Origin of the sequence: Nocardia sp. NPDC023733 (genome assembly GCF_040639775.1) — a bacterium.
Lineage (GTDB): Bacteria > Actinomycetota > Actinomycetes > Mycobacteriales > Mycobacteriaceae > Nocardia > Nocardia rosealba.
The window spans coordinates 364,865-381,880 of record NZ_JBFAAN010000001.1; the positions used below are offsets into that span (position 1 = coordinate 364,865).

The 17,016-nt window shown below is 69.4% G+C and carries 15 protein-coding genes; 1 reads left to right on the plus strand and 14 read right to left on the minus strand.

Annotated features, from left to right (window positions below):
* Positions 1-124 precede the first annotated feature (124 nt).
* Complete coding sequence (locus tag AB0F86_RS01560) at positions 125-1,456, plus strand: pitrilysin family protein (protein ID WP_356983929.1); 1,332 nt, start codon at positions 125-127, stop codon at positions 1,454-1,456.
* 84 nt (positions 1,457-1,540) lie between these two features.
* Here AB0F86_RS01560 and AB0F86_RS01565 read toward each other — a convergent pair whose 3' ends face one another.
* The 14 genes from AB0F86_RS01565 to AB0F86_RS01630 all read right to left on the minus strand — a co-directional run bounded on the left by AB0F86_RS01565 (position 1,541) and on the right by AB0F86_RS01630 (position 17,015).
* Positions 1,541-2,725 (minus strand): histidine kinase, encoded by a 1,185-nt coding sequence (locus tag AB0F86_RS01565; RefSeq protein ID WP_356983931.1) that lies wholly within the window; start codon positions 2,723-2,725, stop codon positions 1,541-1,543.
* Positions 2,726-2,760: 35 nt separating this feature from the next.
* The gene (locus tag AB0F86_RS01570; protein ID WP_356983933.1) at positions 2,761-3,600 is read right to left on the minus strand and encodes an ABC transporter permease; all 840 of its coding nucleotides are present in this window, start codon (positions 3,598-3,600) and stop codon (positions 2,761-2,763) included.
* The gene (locus AB0F86_RS01575; RefSeq protein WP_181696903.1) at positions 3,597-4,490 is read right to left on the minus strand and encodes an ABC transporter ATP-binding protein; all 894 of its coding nucleotides are present in this window, start codon (positions 4,488-4,490) and stop codon (positions 3,597-3,599) included. The genes AB0F86_RS01570 and AB0F86_RS01575 overlap by 4 nt, the downstream gene beginning before the upstream one ends.
* Positions 4,491-4,569: 79 nt before the next feature.
* Positions 4,570-5,769, minus strand: a complete 1,200-nt coding sequence (locus AB0F86_RS01580; RefSeq protein ID WP_225280440.1) for an FAD-dependent monooxygenase — start codon at positions 5,767-5,769, stop codon at positions 4,570-4,572.
* Positions 5,766-7,157, minus strand: coding sequence for an acetyl-CoA carboxylase biotin carboxylase subunit (gene accC, locus AB0F86_RS01585; protein ID WP_356983936.1), 1,392 nt, complete (start codon positions 7,155-7,157; stop codon positions 5,766-5,768). Before accC ends, AB0F86_RS01580 begins: the two co-directional genes overlap by 4 nt.
* On the minus strand, positions 7,154-7,624 hold the full coding sequence (locus AB0F86_RS01590) for a biotin/lipoyl-containing protein (RefSeq protein ID WP_356983938.1): 471 nt from the start codon (positions 7,622-7,624) through the stop codon (positions 7,154-7,156). Before AB0F86_RS01590 ends, accC begins: the two co-directional genes overlap by 4 nt.
* Before the next feature lie 20 nt (positions 7,625-7,644).
* A complete protein-coding gene (locus tag AB0F86_RS01595; RefSeq protein WP_225280443.1) occupies positions 7,645-9,315 on the minus strand; it encodes an acetyl-CoA carboxylase carboxyltransferase subunit alpha in 1,671 nt (556 codons plus the stop codon).
* Positions 9,312-10,088, minus strand: coding sequence for an alpha/beta hydrolase (locus AB0F86_RS01600; RefSeq protein WP_067636393.1), 777 nt, complete (start codon positions 10,086-10,088; stop codon positions 9,312-9,314). Before AB0F86_RS01600 ends, AB0F86_RS01595 begins: the two co-directional genes overlap by 4 nt.
* Before the next feature lie 15 nt (positions 10,089-10,103).
* The gene (locus AB0F86_RS01605) at positions 10,104-11,195 is read right to left on the minus strand and encodes a 3-oxoacyl-[acyl-carrier-protein] synthase III C-terminal domain-containing protein (RefSeq protein ID WP_356983939.1); all 1,092 of its coding nucleotides are present in this window, start codon (positions 11,193-11,195) and stop codon (positions 10,104-10,106) included.
* Between the two features lie 29 nt (positions 11,196-11,224).
* Entirely contained in the window at positions 11,225-13,552 is a 2,328-nt protein-coding gene (locus AB0F86_RS01610) for a beta-ketoacyl-[acyl-carrier-protein] synthase family protein (protein ID WP_356983940.1), read from the minus strand.
* Positions 13,553-13,583: 31 nt separating this feature from the next.
* Positions 13,584-14,852: a beta-ketoacyl-[acyl-carrier-protein] synthase family protein gene (locus AB0F86_RS01615; RefSeq protein ID WP_225280445.1), complete on the minus strand. Its 1,269-nt coding sequence runs from the start codon at positions 14,850-14,852 to the stop codon at positions 13,584-13,586.
* On the minus strand, positions 14,849-15,322 hold the full coding sequence (locus AB0F86_RS01620) for a hypothetical protein (protein ID WP_225280446.1): 474 nt from the start codon (positions 15,320-15,322) through the stop codon (positions 14,849-14,851). Before AB0F86_RS01620 ends, AB0F86_RS01615 begins: the two co-directional genes overlap by 4 nt.
* The gene (locus tag AB0F86_RS01625; RefSeq protein ID WP_356983941.1) at positions 15,319-16,572 is read right to left on the minus strand and encodes a beta-ketoacyl-[acyl-carrier-protein] synthase family protein; all 1,254 of its coding nucleotides are present in this window, start codon (positions 16,570-16,572) and stop codon (positions 15,319-15,321) included. The genes AB0F86_RS01620 and AB0F86_RS01625 overlap by 4 nt, the downstream gene beginning before the upstream one ends.
* Complete coding sequence (locus tag AB0F86_RS01630) at positions 16,569-17,015, minus strand: hypothetical protein (protein WP_356983942.1); 447 nt, start codon at positions 17,013-17,015, stop codon at positions 16,569-16,571. Before AB0F86_RS01630 ends, AB0F86_RS01625 begins: the two co-directional genes overlap by 4 nt.
* Position 17,016: the final 1 nt, after the last annotated feature.

The window sequence follows — 17,016 nt, forward strand, 5'->3', positions numbered from 1 at the left end:
GGCCGTCGTGCCTGCAGCCTGCCCCTGCGGCAGGCATCCGCGCACGTCGCCAGCCCCCGTTTCGAGAGGTCGAGAAAAGCATGCCAGTACAGCCGTCCGGTGGGATCGGGTGACCGAGCGACAGTTGAGTGAACCCGGAACCGGCACCGCCCAGGACGTGACCACCGATGGTGGAGTGCGGCGCACCGTGCTGCCCGGCGGGCTGCGCGTGGTCACCGAACACGTGCCCGGTGTGCGCTCGGCCTCGGTGGGAGTGTGGGTCGGCGTCGGCTCCCGCGACGAAGGACCGACCGTGGCGGGTGCGGCGCACTTCCTCGAACACCTGCTGTTCAAGGCGACCCCCACCCGCACCGCGCTCGACATCGCCCAGACCATGGACGCTGTGGGCGGCGAACTCAACGCCTTCACCGCCAAGGAACAGACCTGCTACTACGCCCACGTCATCGACGAGGACCTGCCGCTGGCGGTCGAACTCGTCTCCGATGTGGTGCTCAACGGACTGTGCCGGGCCGTCGACGTCGATGTGGAGCGTCAGGTGGTGCTCGAGGAGATCGCCATGCGCGACGACGATCCCGAGGACCTCGTCGCCGACTGCTTCCTCACCGCCCTGTTCGGTGACCACCCCGTCGGGCGTCCCGTGATCGGCAGCGTCGAATCCATCGAAGGCATGCAGGCCGCCCAGCTGCGCGGCTTCCACCAGCGCCGTTACCGCCCCGAACGTATGGTGGTCGCGGTGGCGGGCAATGTCGAACACGAGCGGGTCGTCGAACTGGTCCGTCACGCCTTCGGCCCGCACCTCGACCCCGCCGCCGAACCGGCACCCCGCCGTGAGGGCAAGTTCCGCGCCCAGGGCGCACCGGGACTCGTGCGCATCAACCGTGACAGCGAACAGACCCACCTCACCTTCGGTGTGCGCGCGTTCGGCAGGCACGAGGGGCAGCAGCGCTGGCCGCTGTCGGTGCTCAACACCGTGATCGGCGGCGGACTGAGTTCGCGCCTGTTCCAGCGCATCCGGGAGGAACGCGGCCTGGCGTACTCGGTGTACTCGAGCGTCGACACCTTCGCCGACACCGGCGCGTTCTCCGTGTCACTCGGCTGCCAACCCGAAAACCTCGCCCAGGTGGCCACTTTGGCGCGTTCTGTGCTCGACGAAGTCGCCGCCGAGGGCATCACCGACGCCGAATGCGCCCGCGCCAAGGGCTCGTTGCGCGGTGGCCTGGTGCTCGGCCTCGAGGACTCCGCATCGCGGATGAACCGCATCGGGCGCAGCGAACTCAGCTACGGCAACCACCGCAGTGTCTCGGCGACCCTGGCCCGCATCGACGCCGTCACCACCGACGAGGTCAACGCCATCGCCCGCACCCTGCTCGCCCGGCCCTACGGCGCCGCCGTCGCGGGCCCCTACCAGCGCACCCGCGACCTGCCCGCCTCGGTCCGCAGACTCGTCGAGAACTGAGCGGTCGGCTACCCGCGAGCGTGCCCGGCGGCATCGGCGTCTCTTGCCCGCGTCGCCTCGGTCGAGGTGACGATCGTCGGCGGGCTAATCGCGCGCGGCGTCGATACGCCCGTTGTGCAAGGGAAGTGACGCGACGACAACGTACTTCGCGTCGTCCGCGCCCGCGCTGAAAGTTCCGCCGAGCATCGTCGCGCGTTCGCGCATGCCGAGCAGTCCGTGGCCCGCACCGGCGGCAGGCACCGTCGCACACGGATTGGCGACACGGATGTCGATCGCCTTCTCACTCACCACAACGGTGACCTCGACCGGTGCGCCCGGTGCGTGGCGGATCGCGTTGCTCAGTGCTTCCTGCACGATCCGATAGGACGAAAGACCCACGGCGTCAGGCACTTTAGCCGTATCGCCGGTCAGTGTCATCGTGATGTGCGTACCGCCCCCGCGCACCGTCTCCACCAGTTCGGTGAGGTCTCGCAGGGCGGGCTGCGGCAGGAGCGTGGCGTCACCACTGCGCAGCACTCCGAGGATGTGGCGCATCTCGGACAAAGCGACCGTCGCGCTGTTGCGGATCGTGTCGAGCCGGGCGCCGGTGGCGGGAGCGAGATTGCGGTCGCTGTGCTGGGCGGCCTCGGCCTGGATCGCGATCACCGTCATGTGGTGGGCGACCACATCGTGCAGCTCACGGGCGATGCGGGCGCGTTCCTCCCACAGCGAGGTGAGCTGGCGTTGCCGTTCGGTGCTGTCGCGTTCGCGGCGCAGACTGTTGCTGGTGACGCCGACCGTGCGCACCGCGATCACGGTCGAGAGCACCAGCCCCGACACCGCGCTCGCCCCGAGAATCCCGACCAGCCATTCGGCGGGCCGCAACCACAGCGCCAGACCGATCCCGGTCGCCACCGTCGCCGCCCAGGCCCCCGCCGCGGCGCGGGCGCCCGCCCGCACCGCCCCAACGCCCAGAACGACGAAATAGCTGGTCAGCATCGGATCGACCCACAACTCCGCCTGCGGTCCGATGAGCACGGACGCGGCGGCCAGCGCCGCGAGGCCGAGCGCCCACCCCGCCACCGGAGCCCGCATGGCCAGCGAGACGGCGATACCGATGCCGAGCGCGAGCGCGACGACCTGGACCACCGCCAGCTCGGTGTCGGCCACCATGGTCGCCAGCACCGCGACGAACCCCACCACGCCCGCCGCGACGCTCAGCGACACCTGCTGCCACCGGCCCAGTTGCGGGGGCCAGGACTCCAGCACGCGGGCGGCGATCGTCTCCATGCGCTCATCCTTGTCGATCGTGGGTGCGGACACCGTCAGACCAGATCGCGTCGCCGGACGACGACGATCGCGCAGGCGAGGAAGATCACCGGGTACACCGCCAGCGCGACAACGGCCTGCGTCCAGTCGAGGAGGTCGAGCACCCCCGGTGTCGCCTCGCCCTGCAGTGTCCGTAGATCACCGGCCAGCGAACCCGCCACCGACCCGGGCAGGTAGTCCGTCACAGCACCGGCACTGCCGAGCATGTCGCCGAAGAAGCGAAGCACGTTCTCGAGCACCAGTACCCACACCAGGCCGAGCCCGACCGCGAGGGACGGCCCGCGCGCCAGCAGACCGATCAGCGCGCCGAGCAACGTCCACATGGTCAGAATCGCGATGCCACTGCCGATTCCGGCCAGCAGCCGGCCCACCGACGGGAGCACGAGCGGCTGGGATTCGGCCGAGGCGATGACACACGCGACGCCCAGATCGAGCACGAACGCCCCGAGTACGGCCACGACCGCCACCGCGAGCAGCGCGAGCACCGTGCCGAGCAGAGCCGTGACGCGCGCGGGTCCCTGAGTGAACACCGTCTTCCAGGTGCCCCAGCCGTACCCGCTGCCGGTGGCGAGGGCGCCGAGGATCAGCATCAGCGCGCCACCGAAAAGCACCGTGCCGCCGACGAATTCCTCCGGCACGGCCGTGGGCATCATCTGCGCGAGCACGTACTCACGCGGCTGCCCCTCGGTGGCATCGGCGGCACTGCCCGAGCTGTAGCTGAGGTAGTTGAGCAGGTACATGAAGGTGAGGTTCAACGTCAGCCAGACCGCGAGCAGACTCCACAACACGGGCCAGCGGCGCAGCCGGAGCACTTCCGCGCGAATGCTGTCGATCATGCGACGTTCTCCACATCCGGTGCGGTCATCTCGAAGTACGCTTCTTCCAGGGAACGTTCCGTGGAACGCAATTCGTGTAGTTCGGCGCCCGCGTCGAGCACCGCGCGGGCGATGAGCGGTGCCGCGTCGGGGCCCGCGTCGACCCGGATGCCGGTCTGGGTCCGGGTGGCATCGCCGACGGCGACCCGGATCGCGTCGACCGCGGTCTGTACCGGCTGGGCCCGTACGAAAAGGGTGCTGCGCCCGCGCATTTCGGCGACGGTCGATTCGGCGACCAGTTTCCCGCCGTTGATCACCCCGACCCGGTCGCAGATTTCCTGCACCTCGGCCAGCAGATGGCTCGACAGCAGAATCGTGTGCCCGTCGGCGGCGAGATCGGTGATGAGGGTGCGCATCTCGGCCATGCCGCCGGGGTCGAAACCGTTGGTTGGTTCGTCGAGGATCAGGAGTTCGGGATTGCCGAGCAGCGCGCAGCCGACGCCGAGCCGTTGTTTCATGCCCTGGGAGTAGGTGCGGAATCGGTCGTCGCCCCGGCCGGTGAGGCCGACGCGGGCCAGTGCCTCGTCGACGGCCGAATCCGGGATGCGCCGATAGCGTGCCATGACGCGCAGATTGTCGCGTCCGGACAGATACGGATAGAAGCCGGGACTTTCGATCAGAACCCCGATGTGCGCCAGAGCCGCCGGATCACCGGGCGCCTTTCCGAGGACCCGGGCGGATCCACTGGTCGGTTCTATGAGCCCGACCAGCATTCGCAGTGTCGTAGTTTTGCCCGCGCCGTTCGGGCCGAGGAAACCATAGATTTCCCCGGCCCGAACGGTGAGGCCGACCTTGTCGACAGCGACTTTGTCGTCGTATCTCTTGGTCAAATCATCCGTGACCACAATCATGATCCAACCTTAGATTTCAGCTGGTCCCGGCACATCCCGCCGCAGAGTGATCACCGGTGGTAGCTCTCAGGAGTGACGGTCATTCCACCAGGTGGCCGAGCCGTGGCACGGCCACCTCGAATTCGGCGTGCATTTTCGACACCTGCGTTTTGCCGACCACCGTCTTCATCATCAGATCGCGCACCTTGGTCGCCGCGAAACCGTCCCAGGACGAAATCGTGCCGATTTTCCAGGATGCCTTCTGCAATGCCTCCGCTTCGGGCCTGCGCGCCTTTTCGTACGACGACAGCGCCCGCCGCACCGCCGCGCCGTCACCGACGTCGATGGAGCCGAGATGATTCGCCAGAGTGATCGCGTCGACGATGCCTTCGCTGGCGCCGCGGCCGAGATTGGGGGTCACCGCATGCGCCGCGTCGCCGAGAAAGACGATGCGGCCCGAACTCCACGCGGGCATCGGGCCGAGCGCGCGCACATTGTGGTGCAGCATCACCTCCGGCGGGGTGGCCGCGATCAGGTCACGCACCGCGGCGGGGAACACCTCGAATCGGCGCAGCAGGTCGTCTTTGACCGTGCCCGCCGGTGCGTCGAGTTCCAGGGTCGGCCTGGCCAGACCCGCCACCCAGAACACATTGTTGTTGCCGCAGTCCTTGATGGCGATGCGGTTGCCCCGCCCGAAGAGCAGCGTGAACATATTGCGCCCGAACGGCGGGACGTGATCGGCCACCGCGTGCACCAAACGGTAACTGGCGGTGCGCAGTTCGACTTCGGGGAAGATCTGCTGCCGGGTCGCCGAGTTGATGCCGTCGGCGGCGATGAGCAGATCGGCCCGCTCCCGATGACCGTTGTCGAATGTCACGGTGACACCCGAATCGTCCTGCGTGATGTCGATCGCCCTGTGGTTGAAGTTGATCGAGCCGAGATCCGGTGAGCCGGCGAGCGTATCGATCACCTCCGCGCGCCGGATCATCACCGGCATCGGCGCGTCGTAGCGCTGCGCCATCGCGGCCAGCGGCGCGTGATAGAGCGGGGTGCCGTCCTGGTTGAAGAACTGCTGGCGGTGCACATCGGCCCCGCGCGCCCGGATCTGTTCGGCCAGATCGAGTTCGGCGAAGGCCTTCATGCCCTTCACCCAGATCTGCAACGACGCGCCGACGGTGCCGAACGCGGGCGCCTGCTCGAACAGGGGCGCATCGATCCCCACCCGGCGTAAGGCGATGCTGGTGCTGAGACCACCGATCCCGCCGCCGAGAATGATCACACGACCGTTCGCTGTACTCATGGGTGCTCCAACCGGGTGCGCTGGGTGGTGGCGACGAGATCGAGATCGAAATCGCCGGAACGGAATTCGGGTCGCGACAGGATGTCGGTGTGGAAGCTCGCGCTGGTGGTGAGGCCGTGGCCCTCCAGGACGAGCTCGTCGAGAGCGCGGATCATGCGGTCGATCGCGGCGGGTCGATCCGCGGCCCAGACGATGACCTTCGCCAGCAGTGCGTCGTAATACGGCGACACCGTCACCCCCGGTTCGAGGTGGCTGTCGACCCGCACCCAGGGTCCGGCAGGCGGACGATAGCGGGTGACCCGCCCGGTCGTCGGTGCGAAATCGCGCGCCGGATCCTCGGCATTGATCCGGCATTCGATCGCGTGCCCACGCACGACGACATCGGCTTGCCCGAAGCTCAGAGGCTGCCCCTGGGCGATCCGCAATTGCTCGGCGACCAGGTCGATCCCGCACACCATTTCGGTGACCGGATGCTCCACCTGCAGGCGCGCGTTCATTTCCATGAACCAGAAGCCACCGGCACGATCGAGCAGGAACTCCATCGTCCCGGCCCCTTCGTACCCGACCGATCGGGCGCCCGCGACGGCGGCGGCACCGATCGCCGCACGGGTGGCGTCGTCGAGTGCGGGCGACGGTGATTCCTCGAGCAACTTCTGGTGCCGGCGCTGCACCGAGCAGTCCCGTTCGCCGAGATGCACGATATTGCCGTGGCGGTCGCCGAGGATCTGCACCTCGATATGACGGGCGCCCTCGAGGTATCGCTCGATGTAGAGGCTGCCGTCACCGAAGGCGAGGGCGGCCTCGGTCTGGGTGCGGCGGTAGGCGTCCTCGATCTCGGCGCGCTCGCGGACCACCCGCATACCGCGTCCACCGCCGCCGGCCGCAGCCTTGAGGATCACCGGATAACCGATCTCCTCGGCGACCCGTTCGGCCTCCTCGGCACCGGTCAGCACCGACGTCGTCCCCGGTAACAAGGGCAGGCCCGCCGCGCTCATCAGCGCCCGGGTCACCGCCTTGTCGGCCAGCGCGGTCATCGTCTCCGGCGACGGCCCGACGAAGATCAGGCCCTCCTCGGCGCACACCGAGGCGAAATCCGCGTTCTCCGAGAGGAATCCGTAGCCCGGGTGGACCGCGTCGGCACCTGTGCGCAGGGCCGCGCCGATGACGTTCGGGATATTGAGGTAGCTGCGACCCGGCTCCGGCGGGCCGATACACACCGCGTCGTCGGCCAGTTGCATGGCGATCGAATCGGCGTCGGCGGTCGAATACACCACCACACTGCGCAAGCCGAGTTCCCGGCAGGCCCGCACCACGCGCAGCGCGATCTCACCCCGGTTGGCGACCAGAACGGTCTTGATCGGCCGTTCGGGATCGGTCGCCGGGTTCATGACGCGATCTCCATCGGGGCGGACTCGTCGGGCTCGAGCAGGATCAGCTGCTGGCCGTACTCGACGACGTCACCGTCGTCGGGCAGGATCCGCACCACCCGTCCCGGACCGGGCGCGGTGATGCGGTTCATCAGCTTCATCGCCTCGACGATCGCGACCACCTGACCCTCCGCCACGAAGTCGCCGGGGGAGACGAACGGTTCGGCTCCGGGCTCGGGGCTGCGGAAGAAGTGCCCGACCAGGGGCGACTCGATCGCGACGGCGCTGGATTCCGACGCCGGGCTCACCGATTCGACGGTGACGACCGGGACGGGCGCCGCGCTCACGCTCGCCGGACCCTCCGGCCATTCCATCTCCAGGTCGAATTCGCCCGCCCGGACGCGCAGCCGGCGCGGCCGGGGGTTCAGGTCGGCGACCAGGCCCCGTACCTCATCGATCATGTGGCTCAACGATTTGTCAGTGGTCATCGGTTTGTCTCCCAGGTGTGTCACGAGCCGAACTTCCGGAACTTGCGGTACCTGGCCTCGATCAGGTCGGGGCCGGGCACGGTGGACAGCGCGGTGAGCGCGTTCGACAGGGTTGCGCGCAGATCGCCCGCCATCCGCACGATGTCGGGTCCGCCCTCGGCGTCCTCGGGGATGACGCCGTCGACCACGCCGAGCGAAAGCAGGTCCGCCGCAGTGAGTTTCAATGCTTCGGCGGCCGTGCTCGCCGCGGCGCGGTCGCCCCACAGGATCGCGGCGCACCCCTCCGGGCTGATGACGGAGTAGTAGGAGTTCTCGAACATCAGCACGGTGTCGGCGACGCCGAGCGCCAGCGCCCCACCGCTGCCGCCCTCGCCGGTGACCACGGTGACGATCGGCACCGGGAGCCTGCTCGATTCCATGATGGCGCGTGCGATGGCGCCCGCCTGCCCGCGTTCCTCCGCGCCGACGCCGGGATAGGCGCCCGGCGTATCGATCAGGGTGACGATCGGCATCCCGAATTTCGCCGCGTGACGCATCAGCCGCAACGCCTTGCGGTATCCCTCCGGCTCGGGCATACCGAAGTTCCTGGCGATGGATTCCCTGGTGTCGCTGCCTTTTTCATGGCCGATCAGCATCACCGCGCGGCCACCGAGGGTGGCGAGCCCGCCGACCAGAGCCGAGCTGTCGGCGAACATGCGATCACCGCGCAATTCGACGAAGGTGTCGAAGGCGACCGCCGCGAAACTCAGGGTGGTCGGGCGGGCCTGATCACGCGCGACCTTCACCACCGTCGCGGCCGGGCGCGGGGACACCTGCGCAGGGTCGGTGACGGCGACCGACGGCAGCAGCGGTCCGAGCGGAGTGTCCGGCGCGTGCGCGGCGAGGACTTTCGCCAGATACGCGCGCAGCTGCGCACGCGGGACCACCGCGTCGATCAGCCCGTGTGCCAGCAGGAATTCGGCGGTCTGGAAACCGGGCGGCAGATCCTCGCCGATGGTCTGGCTGATCACGCCCGGCCCGGCGAACCCGATCAGCGCGCCGGGCTCGGCCACCAGCACATCACCGAGCATGGCGAACGAGGCGGTGACACCGCCGAAGGTCGGGTCGGTGAGCAGGCATACCACGAGCAGTCCGGCCTCGTGCAGCCGGCCGATCGCCTGGCTCGTCTTGGCCATCTGCATCAGTGACAGGCTGCCCTCCTGCATCCGCGCGCCACCGGAGGCGCAGCACAGCAGCAGCGGAAGCCGTTGGGCGAGGGCGAGTTCGGCGGCGCGGGTGATGACCTCGCCGACGGCCGAACCCATCGAGCCGCCCATGAACCCGAACTCCATCGCCGCGACGACCAGACGCCGACCGTCCAGAGTGCCGACACCGAACACGGCGGCATCGTCTTCGCCGGTTTTGGCGCGGGCCTGCGCGAGCCGTTGCCGGTAGGACTTGTGGTCGCGGAAATCGAGCACATCGCGGGTTTCGATGTCGTCGTAACTGCCCGGGGCCCAGGAGTTCTCGTCGAGCAGCAGGGCCAGCCGCCGGTGCGCGCCGATGCGCAGATGGTGGCCGCAGCGGGTGCAGACCCGCAGGTTGCGTTCCAGCTGGGGTTTGTACTGGTATTCGGCGCAGGACGGGCATTTGGTCCAGGTGGTGTCCTGGTCGGTGCCCTGCCTGCCGATGGTGTCGATCACTTCGGTCATCGGAACTCTCCGTTCGGCTCTGACTTGTCGATCTGTTCGGCCAGGAACGCCCGCAGCGCGTCGGCGACGGGGCCGGGCGCTTCTGCGTGCACGGCATGGCCGGTACCGGGCACGAACACGTGCGAGCCGTCGGCGAGCAGCCCGAGCGCGCGCCGCACGTGTTCGTCGGTCATGAGCGCGCCGGTGCGCTCGTCGCCCTGGACGAGCAACACCGGACACCGCAGTCGCGACATCAGCTCGTCGGGGTCTTGTTCGCGCTGGTTGCGCCCCTCCACCCAGCGTTGATTCAGCTCCGGATCGGCCATCCGCAGCGACACCGCGATCGAACGCATCGCCTGATTGGGGACGGCGTAGCCGAGCATCGCCGCGCGCTGGGAATCGTTGAGCCGGTACAGCGCCGAGTCGACGATCACCACCGCCCGCACCAGATCGGGGCGGGCGGCGGCGACCATGGCGGCGATCCAGCCGCCCATCGAGTGCCCGAACAACACCACCGGCGCGCCGATGCGCTCGGTGACGAACTGTTCGACATCGGCGGCGAAGTCGGCCAGCGCGTAATGGCCTGCCACCCAGTCGGATCGGCCGTGCCCACGCAGATCCGGTGCGTAGACGTCCCAGCCGGGTCCGAGCGAGCGGACGAGCGGCCGGAAGGTCTGCCACCGTGCGCCCAACCCGTGCAGCATGCACAGCGACGGCCTGATGTCACCACTGACGTGGGCGTATTCGAGCGTCGCCGCACTCGTGCGAAACCGGCCCGTCTCGATCGGGCCCACGGCAGGGCGCATCCCTCAGCCCGCCCAGACCAGGGTCATCCCGGCGTACTTCCACTTGCTCGTCTCGATGGCCAGGAGCAAGACGTTGTCGCCCGCCCGCAACCGGCCCGCGCGCGCTGCTTCGTCCAGGGCGAGGGGAACAGCGGCCGAACCGGTGGCACCGACCCGTTCGATGTTCTCGTAGATCTTGTCGCGCAGGGCCAGCCACTCGTCGGTGAGCAGACCGGCCGCCTCCAACTCACTGGTCATGTAGCCGGCATTGCCCTCGGGGACGACCCACAGGGCGATGTCCTCGGCCTTCACCCCGCTGATCTCGAGCATCTCGCGCAGCGACCGGGTGATCATGTGCGGGATGAACTTTCCCGACTCCACGACGTCGACCTTCAGCTCCATCAGGCGTTTGGCCAGCACCTGCTTGTGTAGCGGTGCGTGGGTCGACCCGCCGATCACCTGCATGCCCGGCTTCTTGGTGCCGCCCATCGTGACGATCGAGGAACCGAGTACGCCGGCCCGGGTCTGCGGGTCGGCCGGTTCGGCGTGCAGCACGAGCGCACCCGCACCGTCACCGAAGGTGTAGGCCACCAGCCGATCCCGCATGCGGATCCGCTCCGGGTCGATGCCGCGATACATCGGGACGAGCAGGGGCGAGATGGCCTCGCTGCCGATCACCACGGCGGTGCGGTGGGTGCCGCGCTCGAGGTAGCCGCGCGCCACGTCGGCGGCTTCGACGAAACCCGCACAGCCGGAACGCACTTCGATGGTGGTGCACTCGGCGATCCCGAGGTGCTCCTGCACGAACGTCACCGCGGGCGGCAGCAGGTATTCGGGGCTGGCCGTCGACATGACGATCAGGTCCACCTCACCCGCCTCGATGCCGGCCTGCTCGAGCGCCGCGGTCGCGGCGCCCGCGGCCATCTGGGAGTTGGTCACCAGGTGTTCGCCGGTGTCGGGGTCGATCATCCAGTGGCGCTCCTTGACCTGGATGCCCTCGAGAATGTCCTCGGGGACGGGACCGAGCAGTGCTTCGATCTGCTTGTTGTCGATCGGGTCGCCGTGCAGGTAGCTGCCCGTGCCGACGACCTGGGCCGTGAATTCCGGTGTTGCCATAACGCTTGCCGTCCTTTGTGTTCGGATGCTCAGTCGGTCAGCGGCGCGAGCACGATGCTGATGTGGGTACCGCCCAGTGAGGAGCTGTTCACCAGGGCCACGCCCCGCTCGGGCCGGTCACAGGTGGCCAATGCGGCGGCGAGCAGTCCGCCTGCGCCCAGTTGTTCGCCGAGCGCCCGTTTGGCGGCGATGCGCTGCGGGGCGTTGTCGCCGAAAAGCCGGTGCAGGGCCTGGTTCTCGGGCTCGTCGAAGGCGGGCAGCCCGACCTCGTTGGTCCACACCTCGGCGATATCACCCGGCGCCAGACCCGCGGCGTCGAGTGCGGCGCGCATGGCGCGTTCGACGGCGGCGCCGGTCGGATCGGTGCGCCCCACACCGCGCGCGTCCGATGCGGTGGCATGCCCGAGTACTTCGGCGTACACGGTGGCGCCCCGGCGAACGGCGTTGTCGTACCGTTCGAGCATCACCGCGGCGCCGCCCTCGGCGAGGGCGAACGTGTCGTGCGGACCCATGGGCAGCCCGAGCCTGCGGTAGCCACGCACCACGAGTGGGGTGAGAGTGTCGGCGGCGGTGGCCAGGATCGCGGTCGCGCGGCCGAGCGAGACCATGTCGTAGCCGTAGCAGAGCGCGTTCGCGCCCGCCGCGTGCCCCGAGGTCACCGTCGAGGTGGGACCGAGCGCCCCGAGCAGCGTGGCGACACTGCCCGCCGCCGCGTTGTACACGGTGTTCGGGAACACGGCCGGGTTCGCCGCCGCGACCCCCTCCGCGCGCAGCGGGCGCACGAACTGTTCCATCGCCTCCATCGGACCGAGCCCGGTGCCGAAGACCACGCCCACCCGGTCGGGGTCGTCGGCGATCAGGTCGGCACCCGCCTCGGCCAGCGCCCGGCTCGCCGCGAAGGTCGACAGCAGGCCGAGCCGGTCCATCCGCCTGGCCTCGCGCCTGGTCAGATGGTCGCTGGGGTCGGTGTCGATGAGACCCAGCCGCACACCGTCGTCGACCCGGGTGCAGTCGCGGCCTTCGGTGACCGCGCGCAAGGCAGCCCGCACATCGAGGCCGGCGGCGCCGACGGCGCCTGTCCCCGTCACCACCACGCGCGAACGCTCGACGCGGGTCGGCTCGGCGGCGCGTTCGGAGAACACCACGCTCGCGTTGGCACCCGCGAAGGCGAAGTTGTTCGAGATCGCGTGGTCGATATTGCTGACCCGTGGGGTCACCGGGATGTGGTCGAGCGCGCATTCCGGGTCGGCCCGAACGAGATTGGCGGTCGGCGGCAGCACGCCGCTGCGCAGGGCACCGACGGTGATGATCGCCTCGACCGCGCCCGCCGCGCCGAGCAGGTGCCCGATCATCGACTTGGAACTGCTCACCGGCACGGAATCGGCGGCGTCGCCGAGCGCGAGCCGGGTGGCCTTGGCCTCGGCGCTGTCGTTGCGTGGGGTGCCGGTGCCGTGGCTGTTGACGTAGCCGATGTCGCTGTCGCGCAACCCGGCCCATTCGATGGCCGAGCGGATGGCCCGCGCGGCGCCGGTGCCGTCGGGGCGCGGGGCGGTCGGGTGGTAGCCGTCGGCGGACAGTCCGTAGCCACGGATCACGCACAGCGGCTCCACCTCGGCCGCGGCCGCCAGCTCGGCGCTGGTCAGGACGAGCATGCCGCTGCCCTCACCGAGCGAGAGCCCGGTTCGCTTGTCCTGGTACGGCGCCGCCGGTGTGGGCGACAGCGAACCCAGCGAGTTGAACCCCGCGTAGGCCACGTCGGACAGTGCGTCGGTGCCGCCTGCCAGCACCATGTCGGCCCGGCCGAGCGCGATCAGATCCGCGGCGTAGCCGATCGCGTTGGCCCCCGCCGCGCAGGCGGTGTTCACCGAGAACACCGGACCGGCGCACTGGAAATGGGCTGCCAGCGATTCGGCGATGGCCTGCGGCGGGCCGAACATGGCGAGTTCGGGGGTGCCCGCGCCGACACCGTCGTCACCGAGCCACTCGAGGGTGCTGAGCAGACCCGCATTGCAGGTGCCGAGCACGATGGCCCGGTCGTGCGGTGCCACCTCGGCGACCAGGGCGCCCGCCGCCTCCATCGCCTCGGTGGCGGCGGCGAACGCGAAATCGAAAGCGCGGTCCCGGAATCCGCCCACTTCGTCGGCGATCGGTGAGGGCGCGACGGGGGAGCGGACCTCACCGCCGATCCGGGTGTTGTAGTCCGACATGGGCAGGTGCTCGACCGGGTCGATCGCGACGTGACCGGCGCGCACGCCGTCCCACAGCGCCTTGGCCGTGTCGCCCTGCGAGGTGACGGCGCCGACAGCGACGACGACCACCGTTCGCAAGGACATGTGCTGGGTTTCTCTCGTCTTCACCGTGCACTCCTGTTCGTGGTTCCAGCGGGCTCTACAGGCGCCGCAGCGCCAGCGCGGCGGCCTGGCCCGACAGTCCCCGGCCCAGCGCGAGGCTGTAGTCCGCGCGCAGTTCGCGTGCCACAGCGGGCACCCAGTCCAGGTCGCACTGCGGCGCCGCAGCGGACAGATTCAAGGTCGGCGCCACGGTGTTCTCGCGCAGCGCCATCGCCGCCAGCGCGACATTCAACGGGCCTGCGGCGGAGAGCAATTGGCCGAGAGCAGGCTGCACGCTGCTCGCCGCGACGGTGTCGGCGCCCACGCCGAGCGCGGCCCGCAATGCCCGTGTCTCGGCGAGATCGGCCCGGATCACCGCCGCGCCGTCGGCGGCCACGTAGCCGATATCGGTGCCCGCGACACCCGCCTCCCGCATCGCCGATGCCAGGGCATTGCGCAGACCGGTGCCGTCGCCCCAGATCTCGCCGGGTGTCACCGGATCCGAGCCACCACCGAAACCGACGATCTCCGCGTACGGTTCGATCCCGCGGGCCACGGCGGTGTCGTAGTCCTCCAGCACGAGCATGCACGCGCCTTCGCCGAGGACGGTGCCGGTGGCGTCGCGGTCGTACGGGCGCACCGCACCCGTCTCGTTGCGGTCGGTGAGCAGGTCGAGCCGGTCGAGCTTGGACATGCACCACCAGGAGACGCCGTCGTCGAAACCACCCGCGACCGCGACCGTCGTCTCGCCGCGCGCGATGGCCCGGTAGGCGTTGCCGATCGCACTGATGCCCGCATCACCCGCACCGGAGAGAAAAGCGCTCGGTCCGGCGAAGCCGAATTCCTCGGACAGGAAGAACAATTCGGCCGAGGGGAGTCCTTCCACGAAGAACAGCGGGTACATCCGCGCCGCCTCGTGACCCAGCCGGGCCGGGTCGATCCGCCCGTCGGGCCCGCAGGCCTGCACCGTCGCGTCGAGGATGTGCAGCGGGTCGGAGATCTGGTTCTCGCTGGCGAGGAAGACACCGACCGAGTCGTTGCCCGAGGTGGCCGGGTCGATCCGCGCCTCCTCGGTGGCCAGCCGGACCGCGGCATGCGCCAGCTGGTTGGCCCGCGTCATCAGCCGCAGCGACTTGCGGTTGCGGACAAACGGTTTCGCGTCGAACTCGGTGATCTCGGCGCCGAACCGGGTGCGCAGCGAGGCGGGGTCGTAGGCGGTGATCGGGCGCACCGCGCTGCGCCCGGCCACCAGTTCCTTCCAGGTCTGGGTGAATCCGGTACCCAGGGGCGACACCACACCGATGCCGCTGATGACAACGCGATTCATGAGACTTCCCTCTCTGGACCCGCGTCACGGGTCATGGTGAGCTCGCGCGCGAGGACGACCACCGCGCCGGCCCGGGTGATGCGCCCGGTGAGGCGCGCCACCGTGTCGTCGAGTTCGCGGATGTCGACCGCCACGTGTAACTGGTCGCCGGGGCGCACATAGTGGCGGAACTGCACCCGCCGCGCGCCGGTGAGCCGCCACCGGCCACCGTCCCGGGCGAGCAACAGGTCGGCCAGGTTCGCCATGCCGTGCAGCATGAGCACACCGGGCAGCACCGGGAATCGCTGGAAATGGGTGTCGAACACGGGCAGGGTGTTCGGCACGTTCGCGAGGGCACTGGCCCCCGCACCGGGTCGCAACTCGACGACGCGGTCCAGGCGCAGGCCGCCGGCCACGGCCAGGGCGTCGGGCGGCACCGGCGACCCGGCGCCGACATCCGTGCTCGGCACGGTCACCGCGGGGGTACTCATGGCGCCTGCACCACGAGTGAGGCGTTCGTGCCGCCGAAGGCGAACGAATTGACCAGCGCCACCGAGACATCGGCCTTTCTGGCCTGGTTCGGGACATAGTCCAGATCGAGCTTCGGGTCGGGGTGCGTGTAGTTGACGGTCGGCGAGACCAGCCCCTCGGTGATCCCACCGAGCGCCGCGAGCACATTGAGCGCACCCGCCCCGGCGGTGAGATGCCCGGTCATGGACTTCGGCGAGGTGACGAGCAATTCGTAGGCGTGCGCACCGAAAACCTGCTTGATGGCGGCGGTTTCGGAGATGTCGTTGCCCGGTGTGCTCGTCCCGTGCGCGTAGACACAATCGACCTCGGTGCCCGCCACCCCCGCGTCGGCCAGCGCGTCGGCCATGGCGGTGATCGACCCGCCACCGTCGGGCGGGGAATCGGTGATCCGGTACGCGTTCATCGTCGAGGCGTAACCGGTGAGCCGCGCCAGAATCCGGGCACCGCGTGCCTCGGCGATGCGCCGCTCCTCCAGCACGAGCAGCACCGACCCCTCGCCGAGCACGAAACCGTCGCGTTCGGCGTCGAACGGTTTCGAGGCCTTGGTCGGATTGTCGTTGTAGCGGGTGGTGAGCGCGCCGAGCAGCGAGAATCCGGCGACGTCGAGCCAGGTGGTGAGCGAGTCCTGGCCGCCGGCGACGGCCATGGTGATCTCGCCCGCCTGGATCCGGCGCATCGCCTCACCGACGGCATGGGTCGCCGACGTGCAGGCGGTGCTGATCCCGCTGATCGGTCCACGGCACCGGCTCACCTCGGCGATGGCCATCAGGTCGACACCCTGATCGCAGCGCCACGTGCTGTCGGTATTGCGGCGGTGGATCACCGTGCCGTCGCTGGTGCGGCGGGTGAGGCCGATCTCGGCGAACTCCTGCGGCTCGGGCCTGCCGACGTGGCCGCCGACGAAAACGCCTCGGGCGGCCTCGTCGTGCGAGCCGATATTGCCCGCCTGGGCCAGCGCCTGTGCCGCGGCGACGACACCGAAACCGCCGGATCGACTGAGCAGGTCCCAGCGCTGGGTGGTCAAGAGCTCGGGCGCGGGGCTGAATCGACGCACCATCCCGGCGATCTGGACTTCGAACGTGCTCGGATCGAACGTCTCGATCCGGCCCACCCCGCTGCGCCCGGCGGCCAGCGCCGACCACGTGTCCGGTGCGGTGTTTCCCACCGGGGTGACGGCCCCGATACCGGTGATGACGACCTCGTTGTTCATGATCGGGCCCCGCTTCGCAGTAGTTCTTCGCGCATCCGCACCGACGCCGCGTCCTCGAGCATGTCGGCGTCGACCAGGCCGCACATGAGGTCGTCGACCTCGAAGACGACGCTCTCGCCGACCAGCAGCCGGCCTGCGGCCACGATGGTGTCGCCCCTCGACAGGATTTCGACCGAGGCGACGACGTCGTCGCCGGGCACGATGGCGGACCGGGTGGTCATGGCGCCGACCGACAGCAGCACCGCCCGCTGCCGCCGGTCGGTGCTGAGATAGATCAGCCACGCCAGACTCTGGGCGAGTACCTCCAGCTGGATCGACAGCGGCATCGACGATCCGAAAGCCGTTGTAGACCAGTAACTCTCACTCGAACTCGTCCGCTTGACCGCCTCGACCCGCGCCCATGGCTCGATGGTGTCGATGCGGTCGACGAGATGGAACCGCACG